This window comes from Sinorhizobium prairiense (assembly GCF_029201645.2).
In the GTDB taxonomy this organism is placed as follows: Bacteria; Pseudomonadota; Alphaproteobacteria; order Rhizobiales; family Rhizobiaceae; genus Sinorhizobium; species Sinorhizobium meliloti_A.
Map to the genome: position 1 here is coordinate 175,755 of NZ_CP104130.1, position 21,473 is coordinate 197,227.

General features: G+C 57.9%; 12 protein-coding genes and 1 pseudogene. 7 read left to right on the forward strand and 6 right to left on the reverse strand.

Going from position 1 to position 21,473, the window contains the following annotated elements; genetic code table 11:
- Window positions 1-316: 316 nt before the first annotated feature.
- The 4 genes from N0Q91_RS00895 to N0Q91_RS00910 all read left to right on the forward strand — a co-directional run bounded on the left by N0Q91_RS00895 (window position 317) and on the right by N0Q91_RS00910 (window position 10,219).
- Window positions 317-3,745 carry an NACHT domain-containing protein gene (locus N0Q91_RS00895; protein ID WP_275596314.1) on the forward strand — a complete coding sequence of 1,143 codons (3,429 nt, stop codon included), beginning with the start codon at window positions 317-319 and terminating at the stop codon, window positions 3,743-3,745.
- Window positions 3,746-4,709: 964 nt separating this feature from the next.
- Window positions 4,710-7,199, forward strand: coding sequence for a hypothetical protein (locus N0Q91_RS00900; RefSeq protein WP_275596315.1), 2,490 nt, complete (start codon window positions 4,710-4,712; stop codon window positions 7,197-7,199).
- Between the two features lie 9 nt (window positions 7,200-7,208).
- Window positions 7,209-9,044, forward strand: a complete 1,836-nt coding sequence (locus tag N0Q91_RS00905; protein WP_275596316.1) for a GMC family oxidoreductase — start codon at window positions 7,209-7,211, stop codon at window positions 9,042-9,044.
- Between the two features lie 26 nt (window positions 9,045-9,070).
- The gene (locus tag N0Q91_RS00910; RefSeq protein WP_275596317.1) at window positions 9,071-10,219 is read left to right on the forward strand and encodes a catalase family protein; all 1,149 of its coding nucleotides are present in this window, start codon (window positions 9,071-9,073) and stop codon (window positions 10,217-10,219) included.
- Window positions 10,220-10,307: 88 nt separating this feature from the next.
- Here the strand turns inward: N0Q91_RS00910 and N0Q91_RS00915 are convergent.
- The 4 genes and pseudogenes from N0Q91_RS00915 to N0Q91_RS00930 form a co-directional block, all read right to left on the reverse strand.
- Window positions 10,308-11,252: pseudogene (locus tag N0Q91_RS00915) on the reverse strand (IS630 family transposase).
- A gap of 130 nt (window positions 11,253-11,382) precedes the next feature.
- Window positions 11,383-12,864: a Dyp-type peroxidase gene (locus N0Q91_RS00920; RefSeq protein ID WP_275596318.1), complete on the reverse strand. Its 1,482-nt coding sequence runs from the start codon at window positions 12,862-12,864 to the stop codon at window positions 11,383-11,385.
- Window position 12,865: 1 nt separating this feature from the next.
- Window positions 12,866-14,140, reverse strand: a complete 1,275-nt coding sequence (locus N0Q91_RS00925; protein WP_275596319.1) for a hypothetical protein — start codon at window positions 14,138-14,140, stop codon at window positions 12,866-12,868.
- Between the two features lie 35 nt (window positions 14,141-14,175).
- Window positions 14,176-14,598: a hypothetical protein gene (locus tag N0Q91_RS00930; RefSeq protein ID WP_375341919.1), complete on the reverse strand. Its 423-nt coding sequence runs from the start codon at window positions 14,596-14,598 to the stop codon at window positions 14,176-14,178.
- 184 nt (window positions 14,599-14,782) lie between these two features.
- Here N0Q91_RS00930 and N0Q91_RS00935 point away from each other — a divergent pair, with 184 nt between their 5' ends.
- The 3 genes from N0Q91_RS00935 to N0Q91_RS00945 all read left to right on the forward strand — a co-directional run bounded on the left by N0Q91_RS00935 (window position 14,783) and on the right by N0Q91_RS00945 (window position 18,814).
- The gene (locus N0Q91_RS00935) at window positions 14,783-15,193 is read left to right on the forward strand and encodes a hypothetical protein (RefSeq protein ID WP_275596321.1); all 411 of its coding nucleotides are present in this window, start codon (window positions 14,783-14,785) and stop codon (window positions 15,191-15,193) included.
- A 415-nt stretch (window positions 15,194-15,608) separates the two neighbouring features.
- Complete coding sequence (locus tag N0Q91_RS00940) at window positions 15,609-17,906, forward strand: AAA family ATPase (protein WP_275596322.1); 2,298 nt, start codon at window positions 15,609-15,611, stop codon at window positions 17,904-17,906.
- Entirely contained in the window at window positions 17,903-18,814 is a 912-nt protein-coding gene (locus N0Q91_RS00945; protein ID WP_275596323.1) for an HNH endonuclease family protein, read from the forward strand. The genes N0Q91_RS00940 and N0Q91_RS00945 overlap by 4 nt, the downstream gene beginning before the upstream one ends.
- A gap of 200 nt (window positions 18,815-19,014) precedes the next feature.
- Here the strand turns inward: N0Q91_RS00945 and N0Q91_RS00950 are convergent, their stop codons facing one another.
- Window positions 19,015-20,250: a hypothetical protein gene (locus N0Q91_RS00950; protein ID WP_275596324.1), complete on the reverse strand. Its 1,236-nt coding sequence runs from the start codon at window positions 20,248-20,250 to the stop codon at window positions 19,015-19,017.
- A gap of 212 nt (window positions 20,251-20,462) precedes the next feature.
- Window positions 20,463-21,408, reverse strand: a protein-coding gene (locus N0Q91_RS00955; protein ID WP_275596117.1) for an IS630 family transposase whose coding sequence is annotated in 2 segments (ribosomal slippage) — window positions 20,463-21,068 and window positions 21,070-21,408 — 945 coding nt in all. Because the reading frame shifts where the segments join, the coding sequence is not laid out codon by codon here.
- Between the last annotated feature and the right edge of the window lie 65 nt (window positions 21,409-21,473).

A 21,473-nucleotide genomic window follows, 5' to 3' on the forward strand; every position in this document is an offset into this window, starting at 1 on the left:
GTGACGGCGGCCGGGACGGCTACTTTGAGGGTGCGGGAAACTACCCCAGCCAACGGGAGTCTTGGTCCGGAAAGTGGTATGTTCAGTCGAAGTTCCATGCACCTCACCTCTCAAAAGATTCACAGAAGTGGCTTCTGGAACAGATTGAAATTGAATTGAAAGCATTTGCGGACGCAAGTAGTAAACGTGAATGGCCAGATATATGGATCGTTGCTACGAATATCGACCCATCAGGAGTGCCCGAGACTGGTGCCTTTGACAGGGCGCGGCAGCTTGTTAAGAAATACAACTCCAAATTAGCGAAGCGCTTTCATATTTGGGGAGGGGCAAAAATATTGGACCTCCTAAGTCAAAACGAGCGCGTAGCGTCTTTTTTGGGGAATTTGTTACCGCGGGACATGTTATACGAAGCCTGTATCAGTTAATCACCAGCACAGTTGTACCTAGCTCCGACATCATTAGGCATTTCGTTGTTACTGAGTTCGATACATCCCGTTATACAAAACTTGAGCAAGCGGGCTCGGATACTGATAATCGCCCGTCAATACAGGAGATTTTCACCGACCTCCCGTTCGATGTGGGCGGGGGAGACACGGGCTTTGCCGCTTCAGCTTTAGCTAAGGCTTTGGCTTGCCCACATCAGATTCGCTCAGAATTTCCTGAAACGGATGCATGGGAAAAGTGGCAGAAGGATCCTGAACGGGCACGCGTTTGGTTCATCAAAGGTGGTCCCGGGCAGGGAAAGTCGACAATTACACAATACATCGCCCAGATTCAGCGAGCAAAGTTGATCTTGGAGAAGAACGGGCCTGCGATTAACGCAAGCCAGCGAAAGCTTGCATTGGATATAAAGAAGAGGGCTGAAAAAACGAACCTATGGCCACTGTCTCCGCGAATTCCGGTCAACGTTGAGCTAAAAGTATTCGCTCAATGGTTTGGTGAAAGGGCACGTGCGCAGGGTCGACGGATGTTGGCTTTCCTTGCGGATAAGCTCTCCGCAGATCTCGGACAGATCGTAAACCCAACCGCTCTCAAACAGACCTTCTCTCAAGGAAAGTGGTTGTTTGTTTTTGACGGCTTGGATGAGGTGCCTGGAGATATTAAGGATGCGGTTGCAGAGGAGGTTGTTCATTTCGTGGACAACCAGTTGATCGCATATAACTCGGATGCGTCGATAATTTGTACCTCGCGACCACAAGGTTACTCCGGACAGTTTGACGCGCTAGACAGTGCCGTTGTTAATCTTTCTAAGCTTTCTAAAGTAGCTGCTCTTACATGTGCCAAACCACTGCTTGAGTACAACAGGCCAACAAGCGAGAGTTATCTATTTATTGAAATTCTTCGTGAGGCATTAACTTCAAGCAGTGTTGCCGAATTGATGACGACGCCGCTTCAGTCACACATTATGGCTGTCATTGTCCGCGACGGCGGAAAACCTCCTGAGCGGAAATGGATGCTATTCAACAAATTCTACGAAATTATAAAGAAGCGGGAGGCGAACAAGAATTTTCCGGATCCAAAACTTGCACGCCTGTTGCGCGAGCAAGACCAGCTAATAAGAGCTGTCCATAATCGTTTGGGCTTCGAATTGCATAGAAGAGCTGAGACGAAGGGGGGGGCCACAACTTCCCTTGCCCGCGAGGAGTTCGAAGTAATCGTCCGCTCGGTTGTTGAAACTCTACATGAGAAGAATATCGATGAGACGGTGCAAACTGTGATGGAGGCTACCACCGAGCGACTTGTCCTAGTGAATACCCCAGAGTCCGGAGACAGTGTTCGGTTTGATATTCGGCAGCTGCAAGAGTTTTTTGCGGCTGAAGAAATCTACGACGCTGGCGATTCGACTACTCTCTTCGAGAGAATCAGCATTATCGCAGGAGACTCGCATTGGCGCGAAGTAACTCATTTCTTAATAAGTGCACTCATTGAAAACAAGCGCAAACCGGAGATTGCTGCCGCGGTAGTTGCCTTACGGGGGTTGGACGACGGGGAGGTGGCAGATACGCGAGCATTGACCCGGCGCCTGGCAAAGGGGGCGATCGTGGCCGCCAGGTTGCTTGCGGAAGGTGTTCTTGAGCATGACAAAAGGGTACGCAATCAGTTTGGCCCTTGCCTGCAGCCTCTGATGTCATCGCAAGATGCTTTTCTCTATTTATTCGGTGTTGCGGGAGAAGAATCCCGCTCATGGCTAATAGATGCACTACTGGATAATATTAGAGAGCAGGCCGAAAGCGAAAGCATAGGCGCCGCGATCACTCTAACACATATACTCCCAGACGAGGACAGCAGAGTTGCCTCTGCCAAGGAGCTTATATCTGGGAAATCCCTAAAGTATAGATCTGCAGTCTTTGAACACGCACCGTGGGGCGACCCCGGGCATGAGCAGTTTCCAGTCCATGGCTGGGTTTCAGAAATGTCGATGGAACTGCTCGAAGGAGAGCGCTGGTTTGAACTGCCTGGACATGCCATTCGCAATTGTGTCACTGCTGTCTTTACTTCCCCGCGTGGACTTCAAATTGTTGAAGACCGAATAGGTCCACAATTCTCAAAGATCGCCGCAGCTGTCTTTGGCTTCGGTGCGGGTGGCCGTCAGCTTCGGAGAACTAAGCGTACGAATAGGAGAAGGCCCTTCTTTGTTCAGTATCTCACGCGTCATCCAAATTTAGAATTTCACCAATGGCCGGAGTCGTTGTGGACTGAACTTCAGAGATCAAAAGGAATATTCTTTGGTATTTACCTCGGGTTTAAGTTACTGAGCGACCAAGATGATGCCGCGGCCCAGCGGCTCTTAGCCGCCGTTGGCGGGTGGGGTGGGTTAGCGTCTCTTCCCTCTTCATTACGCTCGCATTTTCGGCCCGCACAGCCGGCAAGCGTGGACGTCAAATCTGCCGATATACTGAAAGATAATCTCGACGGGGCGGAAATCGTCGTGTTTGCATCAGGGCATACTCCCGTCATTGATGAAGACTGGAACCTGCTCCTCAAGGAACACCCGTTTGCATTCATGCATTTCCTCGGGCGCAGTAAGATGACCCCCGCGATAAGGGAAATGCTCATGTCAGGGAATATAGTAGAAGCGCTTCCCCTTATTGCTTCGAATGACTACGCGTTTTCTGCACTGGTCTATATGCTGGGCGATATTGACTATCCTCTTTTGCGCGCTGCTGTGGTCTCCCTCATCAAGCGGTCTGCACCTGATCGCCCAACCCCCGATCAGTACGGGATAAGGGAGGCTCCTTTCTCGCTTGAGATGCCAGAGGAGCTGGTCCTTCTGCCTTGGGTGGCGGCGTCGGTCAGCGGGTACGCCGAGGGATTGGGGGGCGACGATGCCAATTCGGTAAGCGATCGGTTATCAAAGAGAGTTTCCGCATACGTCCACGATATCGAACTACTTCGTGTTGTTGCTGAGGACGAAAGTGAGACATTGGACATCCGCGGAGCAGCTGCGATTCTGTGCTGTTTCGTCGACCAAGCGTTTCTGCAAACGGCGTCAAAGTTGATCGTAGAGTTTTGTACACCCTGCAACAGTCAATGGTATCTGCCTGCGATTTGTAATGCCTTGACTCGCGCCGTGCGTGAACTTGACAGAACCGCTATGTCTACGCTGGCGCAACTGTTCGAGCGTTCCCGTGATGATTATGCAGGAAAGGCTGCCATTTTGGAGAACATTAGAGAATGGCGCGAGCTATCAGCTGGCGCCGTCAGCCGCAGCAATCCCGCGATTTGGGAGCCCCATCTTGTGTGAACTCCGGGGCAGATAACTGGCCCTGCAGCGGAAACAACACAGCTTTGTTCATCGGTGGGAGCGGCGCTCAGAACACTCGGCCTGGTCCAGGCCGACCGTTCGTTGCCGTGGCGTACCCACCAGAGGGGCGTTGTCGCTAAACAGCGATTATACGACGATACGACTTACGCCATTCTCGCTAACCGAAAGAGCCCGGCGATCAGCGGCAACATCAGCAGGAGTTTTGTCGCGCTCTCGACAACATCCACAGACGGTTCCGTTAACATAAGGGGACCGGTTATGGGCTCGCTGGCGCGCAGAAGCTTGATCCTACGAAGCTGAGCGCCGCAGGTGAAGGCACCGAGCGTCAGATGAAAGCCGAGGCGTATTGCAACGCGCTACCCATCAGGGACATGCCCTGTGCCTTTATCGCGCTGCAGCAATGGTCGAAGGGAGCCGTTCCTCACGAGCCCTGTGCACGGCTTGTTACGAGGATGGTAACCGCCCGATTGTGACCGCCTGCCGCGCCCCCCGTGAAAAGGATCGCTTGTCTGCAAGTTCAACTTGCAAACCATGCGACATATTGCGCGGTAGTTTGCCTGCGGGTTCTTGCCTTGCTTTTTGGCCACTAGCGCATTTTTGTCCACTGCGGCGTCTACCTGCGCCCGCAGTTCCTGGACATTGCATAAAGCTGCGCACCAATGGAAGGTGATCTTCACGGCGCTCGATAATTTTGACGAGATACACTATCAGTCATTTCCGGCAATCTCGGCGGTCGTTTAGACTCTTGGCTGATCCAGCCGGCACGCCTTGGTAAAGAAAGTTTATCGGTATCAAGCATTCTTCAGTGGCGTGCCGCAATAATTGTCTTCTACTTTATGGCGAATTTCTGTACAGTGCGAATGGGAGTGAGGGAAGTACAACCGCGGGCGCATTAGGGGGACGACCTCACGATGCGCGCCGGAAACAATCGGGGGCGTGTAACGTGACATGGCTATTTCGCACTGTCGTGGGCCTGGGAATCACTATTGCCCTGGCGGCTGCTCTTATCCTCTATCCCGTTGTTCACGATTGGTGGTATCCGCCTTTGCAGCCCGGCCATCTTCCCGACGAGGCGAAAGCCGCCGGCCGCAATGCGGCGTCGTTTCCCGCCGCCGACGAAGACTATTTTCGGGACATGGACCGCGGCATCACATTGACGGCCGACGAGATCAAGGGGCGCAATGCCTGGATCGTGTGGACCGGCGGCAACGACCTCTTCTGGGACGGCATGACGAAAGCGACCTTTGGGGGCTTCGATCTCCTGAAAATCGTAACGTCGGATCGCGATACGCGCTGGAAAATCCTCGGGCTCGTCAACGAGCCTTGTTTCGACAAGGCAACAGCCCCCGATCCCAAATATGGTCTGAATCTCGACGTGCGCCGGGCCGATTGTCCGGCCGATCCCTTTGCCAATGCCGAAAAATATCCGGGCGTTGCTGTCGGCGCGCGCGGCAAGACCGTTCCGGTCGGCTCGTTCTATGGAGAACCGTCCGGCATTGTCGGCCTGCGCCTGTTTCCCAATCCCGATTTCGATGAGGCTGCGGCCAAGCACTGGGACGCGAAGCGCTATTATTCCGATCCCAGCTACTATAACGACAAGAACCTCGTGCGTCCCTATCGCGTCGGCATGTCTTGCGGTTTCTGCCATGTCGGCCCGAGTCCAGTGCACCCGCCGGCCGACCCTGAGCGCCCGCAATGGCCCGATCTGAGCTCGACGGTCGGCGCACAATATATGTGGGTCGATAGACTGTTCATCTATTCGGCGGACAAGGCCAACTTCATGTTCCAGCTGGTGCACACCTACCGGCCAGGCGCAATGGATACCTCTCTGGTGTCCACGGACTACATCAATAATCCGCGGACGATGAATGCGATCTACGGTGTAGGGCAACGCCTGGGCTTGGCCCAGCAGCTGGGCAAGGAGAAGCTTGCCGGCGGCGAACTGGACAACAAGCATTTCAAGGATTACCTGCCGGACGGGCCTCTGTCCCAATCTTTCGCAGCACCCGACACGGTCTTCACGCCGCGCGTTCTGAAGGACGGATCGGATGCCGTAGGGGCGCTCGGTGCGCTCAACCGCGTCTATCTCAACATCGGCCTGTTCAGCGAGGAATGGCTGTTGCATTTCAATGCGGTGGTCGGCGGCAAACCGATATCGCCTATCAAGATCGCGGACGCCCAGAAGAACTCGAGCTATTGGCAGGCAACAGAAATGATGACCCCTGCCACGGCGCTCTTCCTCTTGAAGGCAGGACAACCCGATCTCCTGAAGGATGCACCTGGCGGGACGGCCTATCTCGGCAGCGACCAATCCGTGCTCGAGCACGGCAAGACCGTATTCGCGACGACATGCGCTCGTTGCCATTCGAGCAAGATGCCGCCATTGCCACAGGGACTGGATCTCGCCGCCTGCAACGGTCCGGGATATCTCGACTGTTTCCAGCGGTACTGGGACTGGACGAAGACCGACGACTTCAAGCGCCAGATGACGCAGATCGTCCTTCAGCCCGACTTCCTCGACGGCAACTACCTCTCCAACGAGCTGCGCATTCCGGTGACACTCCTGCGCACCAATGCCTGCAGCCCGCTAGCAACGAATGCGATTGCTGGCAACATCTGGGACAATTTCTCCTCGCAGTCCTACAAGCAACTGCCGTCGGTCGGCACAATCACCGTGCGTGACCCGTTCAACGGCCAACGCCGGCCCTACTCCATGCCGGCCGGAGGACGCGGTTACACCCGTGTGCCCTCACTGATCAGCCTTTGGTCGACCGGCCCCTATCTTCTGAACAATACGGTAGGGCCATTCGACGAGCGGCCGTCCGTCGAGGCGCGCATGAAGGTGTTTCTGGTATCGATCGACCAGATGCTTTCGCCCGAAAAGCGGGTCAAAGATAGCGAGCTTGCCGGCGAGGGCGTCTACAAGATCGATCGGACAACGTCGCGCAGCATCATAACCCTTCCGGAAGGGTTCGTGCCCGAGATCCTCCGTCCGCTGCACGGAACGCTCCATCGCTGGTTCCCATGGCTGGTGACGACCGGCGGCGACATCGTCATCGGCCCGATCCCGTCAGGTGTTCCCGTCAATCTCATCGCCAACCTGCAGCCCCTGGCGGAGACGAACGACGTCGGGCAGAACATCGACCATATCGCGCGGCTTGTCGCGCTTCTGCGCGGCCTCAAATCCTCGCTCGCCTCCGTTCCGGAAAACGCCAGCGACGAAGAACTACGCCGCCACTTTTCCGATCAGGCGCCGGCCATGCTTGCACTCGGCAAGTGCCCGGATTTCGAGGTCAACAGGGGGCACTATTTTGGTACCGCGGCGTTCAACGACGTCGATGGTTTGAGCGACGACGAAAAGGGTTTCGGGCCGGAGCCGGCGCTCAGCGACGACGACAAACAGGCCCTGATCGAATTCCTCAAGACGTTCTGACGATTCTCGATGAACGCATCGATCGGTCAGGCTGGCGAGGATTTCGACTACATCGTCATCGGCGCGGGCGCCGGCGGCGGGACCGTGGCCGCACGCCTTGCAGAGGGAGGATTTCGCACCCTCGTCATCGAGGCGGGCGACGATCCGCGCACGGCCGGCGGCTATAGTCTGGCGGACGAATATGACGTGCCGGCCTTTCATCCCTTCGCAACGGAAAACCCGGCTATCGCTTGGAATTTTCAGGTCAAACACTATTCGAATGCCGACGAGGTGCTTTATCCCCGCGCCAGCGCGCTTGGTGGCTGCACGGCCCACAATGCGATGATCCTCGTTCAGCCCCACGATGCTGACTGGGACGCCATCGCCGCCCTGACGGACGACGACAGCTGGGCCGCAAAGAACATGCAGCGGTACTTCCGGATAATCGAGGATTGCCGTCATCGCCCAATTTGGCGCTGGCTGTCGAAGCTCGGCATTACAAAGACCGGGCATGGCTGGAACGGCTGGCTGAAGACGGAGCGGGCGTTGCCTGCCTCGGCTTTGTTCGACAGCGTTCTGCGTGCCACCTTGTTCAGCTCGGCCGTGGCGGCGATCGCCAGCAGTCAGCATCCCCTAGCGGCCCTGCGCGCCCTGCTGCGCGGGCGCGCCGACGCCAATGATCGATCGATGATAAGGCAAGGCGCGGAGGGACTGTTTTACACGCCGCTCTCGACGACCAGCCATCGGCGCATTGGGACGCGCGAACGGCTGCTGCAGACCGCGCAAGACCATCCCGAGCGTTTGCTACTCGAAACGAACGCCCTAGCGGCGCGTGTCCTGTTCGACGCCGACAACAGGGCAATGGGTGTCGAATACCTTAGGGGCAGCTCGCTCTACCGCGCGTGCCCGACGCCGAATTCTGAACCGGGCGAGCTGCGGCAGGCCCATGCGCGCCGCGGAGTCGTCCTCGCTGGCGGGGCCTTCAATACGCCGCAACTGCTCATGCTTTCGGGTATTGGCCCGGCCGCGCATCTTGAAGCGCACGGCATTCCGGTGCGCGTTAACCTTGCCGGCGTCGGAAGCAATCTGCAGGACCGCTATGAGATCAGTGTCGTCAACCGGATCCGATGGCCTTGGCGAGCCCTAAAGGGGGCGCTCTTCAAACGCGGTGACCCTCTCTATGAAGACTGGCTGCAGAAGCGCAGAGGCATGTACATCTCCAATGGTGCGGCGATGGCCGTCGCGCGACGCTCGAGCCCGGACAAGGAATGGCCCGATCTCTTCTCAATGGCGCTTCTCGCCGACTTCCGCGGCTATTTCCCAGGTTATTCCAAACTCGTCTCCCGCCGCCACAATGTCCTGACCTGGGCGGTGCTGAAAGCCCATACGGAGAACCGCGCCGGCACGGTGTTGCTGCGCTCTCGCGACCCGCGTGATCCGCCGCTCGTGGAATTCCGTTATTTCGAGGAGGGCAGCGGCAACGCCGCCGCGGACCTCGAGGCAGTAGTTGCCGGCATCCGCTTCGCGCGCAAGCTGTCCGGTTTGTTAAAGGCGGTGGGCGTGATTGTTGCGGAAGAGACCCCAGGGGAGGACTTGCAGAGCGATCAGGAGCTCGCCGACCACGTGCGCGCCAATGCGTGGGGTCACCACGCTTCATGTAGTTGTGCCATCGGCCCGAGAGGGGCAGACGGCGTGCTCGATAGCCGGCTCCGCGTGCATGGCACGCATGGGCTATATGTGGCCGACGCTTCTGTTTTCCCGCGCATCCCAGGCTTCTTCATTGCGAGTGCCGTCTACATGGTCGCCGAAAAGGCTGCCGAAATAATCCAGGAAGACGCTAGGTGCGAAAGGGAGGCAAGCCGATGAGCTGGAAGCTCCTGCATGACGGGCTGGTGCGGCTGCTCAATCTGGAGCGGAGGATTGATCCTTTCTTTCGCCCGGCCGCCGACGCGCTGCTGCGGTCACCGGTCGCAAGCCTTGCTCAGGCGTGGCTTCGCGCGACGCGCGCCCGCCCGCCGGCAACCCCGGCTTTTGAATCTCAGGTCGCGGGCGAAGACGAATACCTCGAGAGCATCATCACCTCCATGGCTGCTTATATGAACGCCCAATACCAGCCAGGCAGCTACCAGCGCGCCGGCAACACAAAGACCCACGGCGTGGTGCGCGGGCGGTTCATCGTCAAGTCCGACCTGCCGGCCAAACTCCGCCACGGCGTCTTTGCCACGGCGCGCGAATATCGGGCCTGGGTGCGTTTTGCCGGTCCGGGGCCTGCGTCGCCCCCCGACATCGACGATGTCGGTGTGCTGAGCTTTGGAATCAAGCTGATGGGGGTCGAGGGACCGAAACTGCTTGACGACGAACGCTTCACCCAGGATTTTACCGGCATCAGCACACCGACCTTTACGACACCGAATGTCGTCGAAAACGCCAAGCTGCAGAAGTGGATCAATCGCGGCCTGCCGCTGTTCTATTTTATCAATCCGGCCGACTCGCATCTACTCGATGCGATCATGCAGGGGCTTTGGGCACGGACGCAAACGAGCCCGCTTGAAACCGAATACTGGAGCTGCGTGCCGTATCTTCTGGGCGAGGGGCAGGCCATGCGCTACTCGATCCATCCCGTCGGCGGCGGTCGCAGCCGCGTTCCCAACCTGCCGCGACGCCCGCCCGACAGCTATCTGCGTGAGGCGATGGCGGCGACGCTTCGGACTGGAAAGGCCAGCTTCGAGTTTCGTATCCAGTTGCAGACGCATCCGGCGCTGATGCCGATCGAAGATGCGTCAATCCTCTGGTCCGAACGTCTGTCGCCGTCGATCCCGGCCGCGACGCTGGTTCTGGAGCAGCAGATATTCGAAAGCCCCGCGCAGCTTGCCTTTGCCGATCGCCTTTCGTTCAATCCGTGGCACGCGCTCGCGGAACATCGGCCCCTGGGGAGCCAGAACCGCGCTCGCAAACGCATCTATCAAGAGCTGTCAAAACTGCGCCAAACGATGAATGACACTGTCCATGTCGAACCGACAGGCTCCGAGATATTTCGGTGACAAATATGTCATTCGCCTGATGGCATTGGCAAATTCGGCTGTTGTCGCGCAGGTCGGAAGGATCGAATCCACCTAGAGCGGGATGCGTTTAGGTTCGGTCATATCCAGCTTCCTTGAAATAGCTTGCGCATTCCTGCGGAGTGATGGTCTGCAGGATCGTCCGCAGTTCATCGCAGATGGCTTCGGTTGATCTGGCTTGCGCCTCGCGCAGCCAGTGCTTGATCTTGGCGAAGAGCTTTTCGATGGGATTGAGATCGGGGAATATTTCGGCAGGAAGAGCAAGCGGGCGCCGGCGTTGCGGATGGCGGTGCGGATCGCCGCGGCCTTGTGCGAGCCGAGATTGTCCATGACGACGACGTCGCCGGCTTTGAGTTCCGGCACCAGCACCTTCTCGACATAGATGCGGAACCGTTCGCCGTTGATCGGGCCATCGAGGAGGAAGGGGGCGCTGACGCGATCGGCCCTGAGCGCGGCGACGAAGGTCATGGTGTTCCAGTGACCGAAGGGGGCGTGGCCCAACAGCCGTTCGCCGCGCGGCGCCCAGCCCCTGAGCGGCGCCATGTTCGTCTTCGTCCAGGTCTCATCGATGAAGACCAGGCGGGATGGATCGATCCGGTGGCGATGCTTCAGCCATCGTGCCCGGTGGCGGGCGACGTCGGGCCGCTCCCGTTCGCTGGCGACCAGCGTCTTTTTTATAACTCAACCCCTCCTCATGCACGAACGTCCAGACGGCGCGGTAATCGACCGTCACGCCGCGCTCGGCCAATTCCGCCACAAGCCCGCGCAGTGTGAAGGCACGGTCGCGGCAACGCCAAAGCAGCCAATCCCGGTGCGGACCGGAAAGCACCCGCGGCTTGTGTCCGCCCATCTGGCCGGGGCCGAAACTGCCCGTCTCGCGAAAGCGCCGCACCCAGTCAATGGCGGTGCTGATGCCAATGCCAAAGCGTTGGGCCGCCGCCCGGCACGACAGGCCGTCGCGCGTCACCGCGCCAACGACACGCGCGCGAAGATCATCGGAAAAGGGTTTCGCCATCCAGGCCGGCCTCCCTTACCGGCCCAAATGATGAATCTGATTTGCGCCCAAAAGGGAATCCCTTCCCGACTCCGCCTAAACGCATACCGCTCTAGGCCCCGCCGTTGATAGTGCGTGTCACCGGGAAACCCTAGGGCAGCGATGCCAGATAACGGAGCGCCCTCAGGCCCGGCAGAAAGAAATAGGCTCCGCCGCGTACCGTTACGAAAGCGGGCATCCCCTCGATTCGGCACGGCGCGCCATCCTTCTGGCAGGTGAATCCGTCCGTGCGCGATCCGTCGCGAAGAGGCGCGCGGCTACCGACCAGCGGATCGGACTCGCCGGTGAGGCCGTCAAATTTGGAGCTCTCCAGCCAGGCATTCTGAATGAATTCAAACTGCCTCCCGATGTTGGCGTTGAGGCAGACGAAGTAAAGCCCGTTTGAGACGTCGCCCGTCGCGGCGGACGGGGCGTATTTGCGGCCCCGCCGCAGAATGCGGTGAAAGCGACTTGATGCAATCACGTCGCTTCGTGGTCCCGGGCGCGGGAGGCCGAGCAGGCGAAGCAACCTCCACAACCAGTTTTGCCGACCGCCCGGCACATCGGCATTGCGCGGATTTGCGCGGCGGATATGGGCGCCCAGCGGGCATGCCCGGCCCTCTGGGTCATCGTCGAAATCGAAGTCATTGAGCGCCTGTTTCTCGGCTGAAGACGCCGCCGTATCGCTAATTCGGACCGGCGCTAATGGCGCGCCCGCCCGCGTGCGGCCGACCATGCGTTCGGCGAGACGCGTGGCCGCGTCCCCTGGCCCTGCGACCTTTTCCAGGTATTGCCAGAACCCTTGCACATCCTGCTCTAGTTGCCTGATCACTAAGTACGAGCCGTTTCCGCCGAGGTCGCGACGTGAATCGCCTGCGAACGATCGCAACAGACCGGCTGGATCCGCGTCTGCGGAAACGAACGGCCTGTCGCTGACAAGCCCGTACTCATTGGTGTAGCCGAGCACGAATTCACCCGGCGCTATGGTGTTTCGATAGCGATATTCATCGCGTCTGTCTCGCGCCTGCCGCTGATGCCAATCGATTTCCGGCTGGCTCAATCCGTCGGGAAAGCCGAACGGCTCGTATCCGTCCATGATGCCGGTGCGCAGTTCTTGCACAAGACGAAATCCGGCGGCAAATCCGGCCGTTTCGATCGTCCGTCGCCAGTCGGCGAGCGTCCCGCTTTCCGCGTAGAGTATGACGATCGCGTCAAGTGTGCTGTCTGGTGCATCACCCCAAGCCCAGGAAGAAGGCGCACTCGAGCCAACGTCGCCGAGCCGGCGCGCGCGGCTCTCATCTCCACTCATTCCGGCTAGGAACTCGGCCGGAAAGGTCTCCAGGGCCTCGTTCGACAATCCGATACGCCGAAGACCTCCGGCGGTCAGGGCCACGTGCAAAGCAGTGGAAAGCTTTTCACCGAAGGCTGCACTTGTCACGGGCGCTGTGGCAAGCCACTCTTTGGCGGCCGCCACGTCGGCCACTGCGAGGACAAGAAACACCGCTTCGGTGAGCGTGCTGTAGCCGGAGCGCAAGATGCCCTGAATATCGTCGAGCTCGACTTTGCCGGCCGTGATCGAAGAACGCGGCCCCATGTTAGAGCTCCGCCAGCCATTGCCGGGCGAGGGCGTTGCTCATGGTCTCGGCTTCGAGCCCAAGCCTGACGCGGGCGTTACGGGCGATGTCTGCGGTCGTCAGGCCGGGATAGGCCTTATACCAGACCTCCGTGGGCAGTTGATGTCGGCGGATGTAATGTTTGAACGTCTGCTCGTCCTTGGCTCCGTCCAGTACCAAAAAGCGTGTCCGTGGGTAGCCTATGCCGTTGCTGAACACGAGATTAAGGCCGAAAGCGACCTTGTTAACAAAGTCGTCCATATACGCCTCCAGACTTCCGTCATAGTTGCTGCCGAATAACAGCCGCCTATGGTCATCGAGAAAAACCCAGCGCGCGAAGTGGATGGAGCCAACTCGCGCCAGCCTGCCCCTGGTGTAGAGATGGCGTGTGGCGAAGCCGACGATCCAAAACACCGCGATCAGGGTCCACAGGCGAAACCGACCGGGCTTCACCGTACCGAAGGCGCTGAATTGATTGGTGACGTCCAAATCCTCGCGGACGAAGAGTGTTCGTAGGTGTTGGGCGGACGGGCGGGCTGTCGCGCTGGCATCGCTGTTTTCTTTGCGGCGAAGGAAAACGAGATAGAAGGGCGCGACAATCAGAAGCAGCGGCACCAAGGCCAAGAGCAGGATGGCGCTGGCGACAAAATGCAGCATTTCACGCAAGCTTTCGCCAAGCGGTGTAGTTGGCAGGCTGGCCGTATACGGGCCATCTCTTTTCACACGCGAACGCAGGCGCCGATGCAAATCGGAAGGGGAAGCCGCTTGCTGCTGTTCTTGTGGCAGATAACGGAGCAACGCTTCCCGCAGGGCGGCCTCCTCCTGGACCTGTTGGACACTGCGGCCGGGCCAGTTGCTGTAGTTCACGGCCGGCTCGACATTGTGCGCGATAAGCCACGCCTCGAGCGGCACTGCCGCGTTGAAATCGAGGCAGTGCGCGAAAATCTTCGAAAGTCCTGGCCCGGCAATACGCACCAGGTCTTTGACGAATGCGTCCCGGGTGCCGTCGATGTCTCCCAGGAAGGCGAGCTTCGCAGGGATTTCGACATCGTAGACAGCATTGTCCGCTGCGGCGTTGTCATCGAGGATGACAAAACGTGCGAAATGCAGTCCCGGTAGGCGCGCAAAGGGGATCTCGACATTGTCGGGATCCGCAAAGCCGGGTAAACAGGTGAGTGTCGCCAACAACGCGCTGAGGGATTGCCTTCGTTCGGGGTCGAGCGGCGATACGAACATAAAGGTCGAGGACACCGGCATTGCGGACTGGTCCTAAAACTGCAATGCAAAGTCGATCAGACGGTTCTTCCCCAAAAGACCTTGCCGAGATAGAGATTGGGGCTGATCATTCGAATTTCGTCACGAATCCAGTGCGCCAGCAGGGACGTTTCGGAGTAATCGAGGACGATGCAATCCTTCTTATCCAGCCAGCTCGGTGCCCGATAGACCTTTGCGATGATCGCACTCAGCCCGAAGGGGAGGATGAGGTTTCGCAACAGACCCGATTTGGCGTCGAAGATCTTTCCTTGCCAAGCGAAATGATTGATAAAACTTGCGATCTTCGGGCTGAAGGTCGTGCCGGGTGCGACGATCGCCGTACCGGCACCTTCGCCGTCTGGGATCGGACCAGGTTCACTTTCGGTGAACAGTGTATCGAGATCGGCCTGAGTCATTTCGAGAAGCTGGGCAACTGTATGGGTATTTGCAGCTGACGGCATGGTCGGCAAGCTCCTTGTTTTGACTGTCATTCTCGGAATGCAAATCTAGCTACGTCGCTGATGTCGAAGACATAAATCTATGGTAGCATACATCTGCGGTATAAATCAGCATGGCGTCGGAACACGATGCAGACAAAAAGGTGAGAAAACCTGTTTTCGGAGAGTCAGATTTATTAGGGACATCATGAGAAGCTACGTCGGTCGATTTTGGTCGAAGTTCTTTTGGGCGGCGGCGCTGTTTAATTGGCTGATCGGGATACCCTTGATGTTTGCGTCGGCCTGGACTTTCGGGATCGCTTACTATGACGACCCGGCTACAGCGGGCATGGCGATCAACTTGTGGTCAGATTTCGGGTTTTGCGTCACGTTGATCGGTGTGGGTTACGCCATCGTCGCTGTCGATCCGCGGCGCAATCACGGGCTAGTCTGGCTTGGCATCTGTGCAAAGCTGTTCGATGTTGTGGTTTTAAGTTGGCGCTGGTACGCCGGCATCGCGCGCCCCATTGTCCTCCTACCGGCAGCAATCGACGGAGCCTTTGTCCTGGGCTTCATGCTGTTTCTGTTGACCATTCGGAAGCAAGCCCAGGCGGCGTGAGGCTGCCAGCGTTGAAAGTCGCGTCTACCTGAATGGCGGATCCACATCGTCTACAGTTGGCGCCCTCTTGCGCGGCTGACGCCGATGCCATTCGGAGCAGCACTGATCGGCATGTGCGTACCTGCCGCGAACAAATTGTCAGGGCACTCGCCAAAATGGAGGTTTATTGTTAAGGTTTCCCAATCGAAGTGCGGGCTGAGATGAGCGCCAATGAAGATGGAGCGATTCCTTTTTCTCCCGGGTCGCCCAGGTCTGTCCGATCAAAATAGGTGTCTTCGGTAACACCATTTCAGCTCTACGCTACTCAAGTCTGTTCACAGCCGCAGACTACTTCGTACACCACCTTCGATCGCGATTTTCTGTTCAAAATTCTAAAATGAAGTCATGCTGGTTGCAATAACGGGGAGTTGGCGCATTGCTCTATGTTTCGCGGGAGAAGGTCCGCATACCGGATATATTGACGGCGCCAAACGTCGAAGATCTTCGGCGGGACATTCAGAGATACGCCTCGAATATCGATGGCCTCAGGCAGCAGCGTGTCCGTATTGAGCAAAGTATCCTCGATGATATGAGCATTATAGGTACTCTCTCAGATTTGTTTCAGGGCCGCTGTGGATATTGTGAGCAGAGACTCGAACTTAGCCGGCGATCGCCGTTGGAACCTCACAGGCCCTTGGGATTGGCGCAAGGAAAGGACGGGCGGACTGACCAAGCTTACTACAGTTGGCTCGCCTACGATTGGGACAATATGGTCGCCGCCTGTGAGTCCTGCCGCAGGCGGAAACAGAACCAGTTCTTTGTCGACGGCAACCGGGGAGGAGTCAACGCGCCAGTTGGGGAGTTGAGATCGACGGAAACCGCGCTCCTGCTGGATCCCTGTTTCGACGACCCATCCGAGCATCTTCACTTTCAAACAGACGGCCGGATCGAACCCATGAGTAGGAAGGGAGAGGAAACCATATCAGTTCTTTCCTTGAACCGGCGCGAACTTGTGGATGCACGCCACGAGGCGTTGGTCGGCACCATCGAACGCCTGTCCCGCAATCCTCGCAGTTTGGCTGTCCTGCCTACGGGCGCTCCGAGCAAGCTGGCTGCCCATACATTCGGCGAAACTGAGCATCCTGGGGCCACGGCGTTGGCTTTGCTGAGTGCTGCCCTCATACACGGGAAGCAACTTAATGGGTTGATCGAGTTTATTGATGAACTAGCTCAGATGACCCCACCCCAACGTCGTAACTATCTGGAATTTTTGCTGACCGGGCCAGCCGAAGAGGTCTCGGTGCTTGAAGAGTCGTTCGGCCTCCCACCCCTCGGGCGACTACGTGGTCTTGCTGACATGCCAGCGGCTCGCGCGCCGATTGTGGAAGTTAAGATTCGAAACTTCAAGGGACTAAAGGAGATCGACTTCCGTTTACCTGATACCGTTGCGTCAGAATTATCGGATAGCGCTCCCTGCATGATCCTCCTCGGCGAAAACGCTACCGGAAAAAGTTCGGTACTCGAAGCGGTAACCCTCGCCCTTCTGGGGACGTCAGAGGCCAACGCGCTTGACGAATTGAATCCCGACGAACAAGTGAATCCTGCCGGATTGATCCATCGCCCCGACCTAGAGAATTGGGAGACTGTCTCCCAAAAACCAGTGCAAGTCGACGTCGGCTTCTTCGGCGGCAAAGCTACCGCGGTCCTGGCAGGTGGTGGTTCGGACGTCCGGTTTGAGGGCACAGAGGGTCCGTCAAAAATCGTCCTCGCCTATGGTCCACGCCGCTACTTTTCAAGAAAGCGGACCCGGCGATTTCGCGCGCCGGCCTATCGCGCTCGATCCCTCTTCGACCCCATGGCGACAATCCCCAATCCGGCGGATTGGCTCCGCAACTGCCCAGATGAGACGTTCGACGCGGCCGTTCGGGCGCTCAAAGAAATCCTTATGCTCAAGCCCGACGATTATTTCGCGAGAGAGGACGGCCATATCATTATCGAATCCTCTGGCGGGCGAACTCGCTTCGAGGACATGTCAGTCGGGTACAAATCCGTTATCGCGATGGCCACAGACATCATTCGCGAGCTCACGCGCTTCTACGACAATCTCGAATTTGCTTGCGCTACGGTTCTGATTGACGAGATTGAGACGCATCTCCATCCACGCTGGAAGATGCGGATCATGACATGTCTTCGCCGGGCATTTCCGCAGGTCCAGTTTGTCGTTACAACCCACGACCCTCTCTGTCTGCGAGGTATGCATGATGGTGAGGTTTTCGTGCTGCACCGCAGAGAGGGTGATGAGCTGATTGAAAAGCTCGAGAACCTCCCGACAATCAAGGGAATGCGTGCCGAGCAGATATTGACATCGGAATTCTTCGGTCTTGGTTCGACCGATCCCGAAACGGACGCCAAGCTTGCCCTCTATCACCATCTCGCCGCACGCGCTGACAATCTTACCGCTGAAGAGGGAGCCGACCTTGAGCGCCTGAGTTCCGACCTCCACAAGAATCTAGTTGTCGGCGATACGCCGCTGGAGCAAGCTCTCGTCGATGTCTTAAGACAGGCGGAGATCGATACACGGGCGCAGCTCGTGACCGCCTCACTGCCGCGCCGAACAGCTATTTTCGATAATGCCCTCGCGCTATTGAGGAGCAACATCACGGCGTCCCCGTCGCGTCGCAGTACGGCAGCAGAGTCGGAGGCGAAGCCGGACGAGAATGGGGCTGCGGAATGATACCTGTCGCTCGGCCTGCCTATGCTCCTCCGCGCTTAGATCTGACCAATCCGGAGAGTCCCGCTTCCCTCGAACTTGCTGGCATTATCGCCGGCCTCGGTGGCGATGGTAGTCCAGCCGTAGGGACCAAGTTCAATGCCTATTCACATAAGTCGGTTCGTGACGCACTCCAAGATATGTTCCACAACAAGTGCGCGTACTGCGAAAGTCAGATCGCCGGGTCGCAGGATACCGATATCGAACACTATCGGCCGAAAGGAGCTGTCACTGAGGCTGCGGGTCATGGGGTCACGCACCATGGCTACTGGTGGCTGGCGATGAACTGGACCAACTTGGTTCTCAGTTGTATGCACTGCAATCAGCGGCGTCGGCAGCTGATTTTAGAGGCCGGCATGACCGAGGAGCAAGTTCGGGCGCTGATTGAAGCTGATCGAACGGTCTCGGTGGGTAAGCTCGACTCTTTTCCGACTGAGGATTCGGTTTGGGTGACCTCACATAATTGTGACGTTACCATGGAAAAGCCGTTGCTGATTGACCCGACCAGGGTTGATCCTGACCTCCATCTTGAATGGGTACTCAACGAAGAGTTTTCGACTGTTCGCGCGCGCAACAGCAGCCCGGCAGGCGACGCATCGATCCGCATCTATGGCCTCAATCGGCGCCGATTGACGGAAGATAGGATGAAGAAGCTCCTCCTGTTGCGGATCAGCGGCAACAAGGCGCTGGCGGTCCTCAATCGCGCCGCGACTGCGCCAGATGACGCCGTTGCCGCGGTTTTGCAAGAGTCAGCGTTCGATCACCTCGAGGTCCTCAGGAACCATTGCGCCGATGATCAGCCGTTCGCAGGGCTCGCACGCGCCTATGTCCGTGAACTGGAGAGCCAGATAGCGGCGATGCGCGGACCGTAGGTTTCACCCATCCTTTAGCTTCAGGGCCTTTCGAAGCTGCTCGATGTGGTGCGGCACGACCGCGCCAATATGCCAACCTGTAGGAAGGGTCCAATATTTGGTATGCGTAAAGAACGGAGGCCAATATCTCCACCCAGCATTTCCTTCTTTGGGTTCCGGTAATACAGCGATATCGCGAATACCAAAAAACGTCGCACCATTCACAGCCAGGTTGAACTGTTTGCCGACCGGACCGGAGATGATATCCCCCAAAGGATTGCTTTGTGGCGGGAGTAGATGTTCGTCCATCGCGTGAATGCGAATAGTGCTGCGTGATGGGGCACCCGCGGGGCATCGACACCCGAAGTGGTCCGATAGGATATATGCCGCTTTTTGCCTGTCGCATCGTATTCCAGTGTCGGCGGGCAGGTTGGCAGAACACGCCTTTCCTGAAGCTTCCTGAGATCCGCTTTGTCGTAAGCGAGTAGAAATTCCGCGTGTGCTAGCGGTGACCCTAGGCTTATGAAGTCGGAAACGATCCACGGGTTCCCCTGCGCGTTCAACTCGGCTCGACAAAGCGCCTGCTGGGCTTGGAACGCATTGATATCCACTTCCTGCGGCTTGGGTTCTTCCCCAGAAGATGTTTCCACGCCAATCACCCGGCGAATTAAATCTTCCATCTTCGCCAGTTCCGGCTGCTCTTTTGCTGCAGTCATCCGCGTGTTGAGGCGCGCGAAGCAGTGGGTGAGAATGTCGTAAGCGACTATCGTTCCCAGCGAATGTCCGACGACCACCACCCGATCGTATTCGGGCGGTATCGTCGTTCCATCGGGCTTTATACCCATCAACGATTCCAGAAGCTGCACCCCCTTCTCGCGGATTTCTTGGCGGCGAGCGACATTGGGCGGACTCGCCTTGACGTAACGCGCAACGTCACCGAAGTATTTGAGGAGGAAGGTGCTGATGAAACCGCCGACTGATAGGCTTGCGATGCCTCCCAATACCGCCGAATACCAAGTCTTGCCGTCAGACGGAATCAACGACAGGACAAAGAACGTTGCCGCCGCGATCGTAGTAAGCCAAAGCATCACCCAGGCAAGGCCGAGCCCTTCCGGTACACGACTTGGCGAGCGCCAGAGAAGGTCCTTCAGCCAAGCGCGAAAGTGTTCAAATGTGGTCCCCTCCATGAGATGGGCCCAATAAAATTCGTAGAAGTGCGTCGAACCGCGTGCCGGAAGGCTTTCTGTGGCCAATCGTCGGAGTTCGTAGGAGCGACTATGTTTGTCCGGTTTGAACCAGATCGCGTTAGTTGTCCGAGCGCCCCCGGTAGATGAGTCGGGGCGATGGGCATCGATGAGCTCGGTGTCCGTTGCCCAAACCACCTCTGCGAAACTCATCAACGTCTCCATAGGAACTTGCTCTCCCATCCCATGGATCATTACAATCGCCTGCTTCATGCGCCCCCCGATCCATTTCCCAGACGCCAAGTATATGGCTCAAGTTGGAAAAACTTACACTTTCAAACTAAGCACTTTATAAGTGTTGCGGCCTGTCGTAAAAACCTCTGATATATTAAATTGAGCGCCCAGCGCCAGTCTATGTAAATACTCAGCCAGATTAAAATGGAAATGCAGGCGTCGTTGATTGAAGGTACTAGAGCGGGATGCGTTTAGGTTCGGTCATATCCAGCTTCCTTGAAATAGCTTGCGCATTCCTGCGGAGTGATGGTCTGCAGGATCGTCCGCAGTTCATCGCAGATGGCTTCGGTTGATCTGGCTTGCGCCTCGCGCAGCCAGTGCTTGATCTTGGCGAAGAGCTTTTCGATGGGATTGAGATCGGGGGAATATTTCGGCAGGAAGAGCAAGCGGGCGCCGGCGTTGCGGATGGCGGTGCGGATCGCCGCGGCCTTGTGCGAGCCGAGATTGTCCATGACGACGACGTCGCCGGCTTTGAGTTCCGGCACCAGCACCTTCTCGACATAGATGCGGAACCGTTCGCCGTTGATCGGGCCATCGAGGAGGAAGGGGGCGCTGACGCGATCGGCCCTGAGCGCGGCGACGAAGGTCATGGTGTTCCAGTGACCGAAGGGGGCGTGGCCCAACAGCCGTTCGCCGCGCGGCGCCCAGCCCCTGAGCGGCGCCATGTTCGTCTTCGTCCAGGTCTCATCGATGAAGACCAGGCGGGATGGATCGATCCGGTGGCGATGCTTCAGCCATCGTGCCCGGTGGCGGGCGACGTCGGGCCGCTCCCGTTCGCTGGCGACCAGCGTCTTTTTTATAACTCAACCCCTCCTCATGCACGAACGTCCAGACGGCGCGGTAATCGACCGTCACGCCGCGCTCGGCCAATTCCGCCACAAGCCCGCGCAGTGTGAAGGCACGGTCGCGGCAACGCCAAAGCAGCCAATCCCGGTGCGGACCGGAAAGCACCCGCGGCTTGTGTCCGCCCATCTGGCCGGGGCCGAAACTGCCCGTCTCGCGAAAGCGCCGCACCCAGTCAATGGCGGTGCTGATGCCAATGCCAAAGCGTTGGGCCGCCGCCCGGCACGACAGGCCGTCGCGCGTCACCGCGCCAACGACACGCGCGCGAAGATCATCGGAAAAGGGTTTCGCCATCCAGGCCGGCCTCCCTTACCGGCCCAAATGATGAATCTGATTTGCGCCCAAAAGGGAATCCCTTC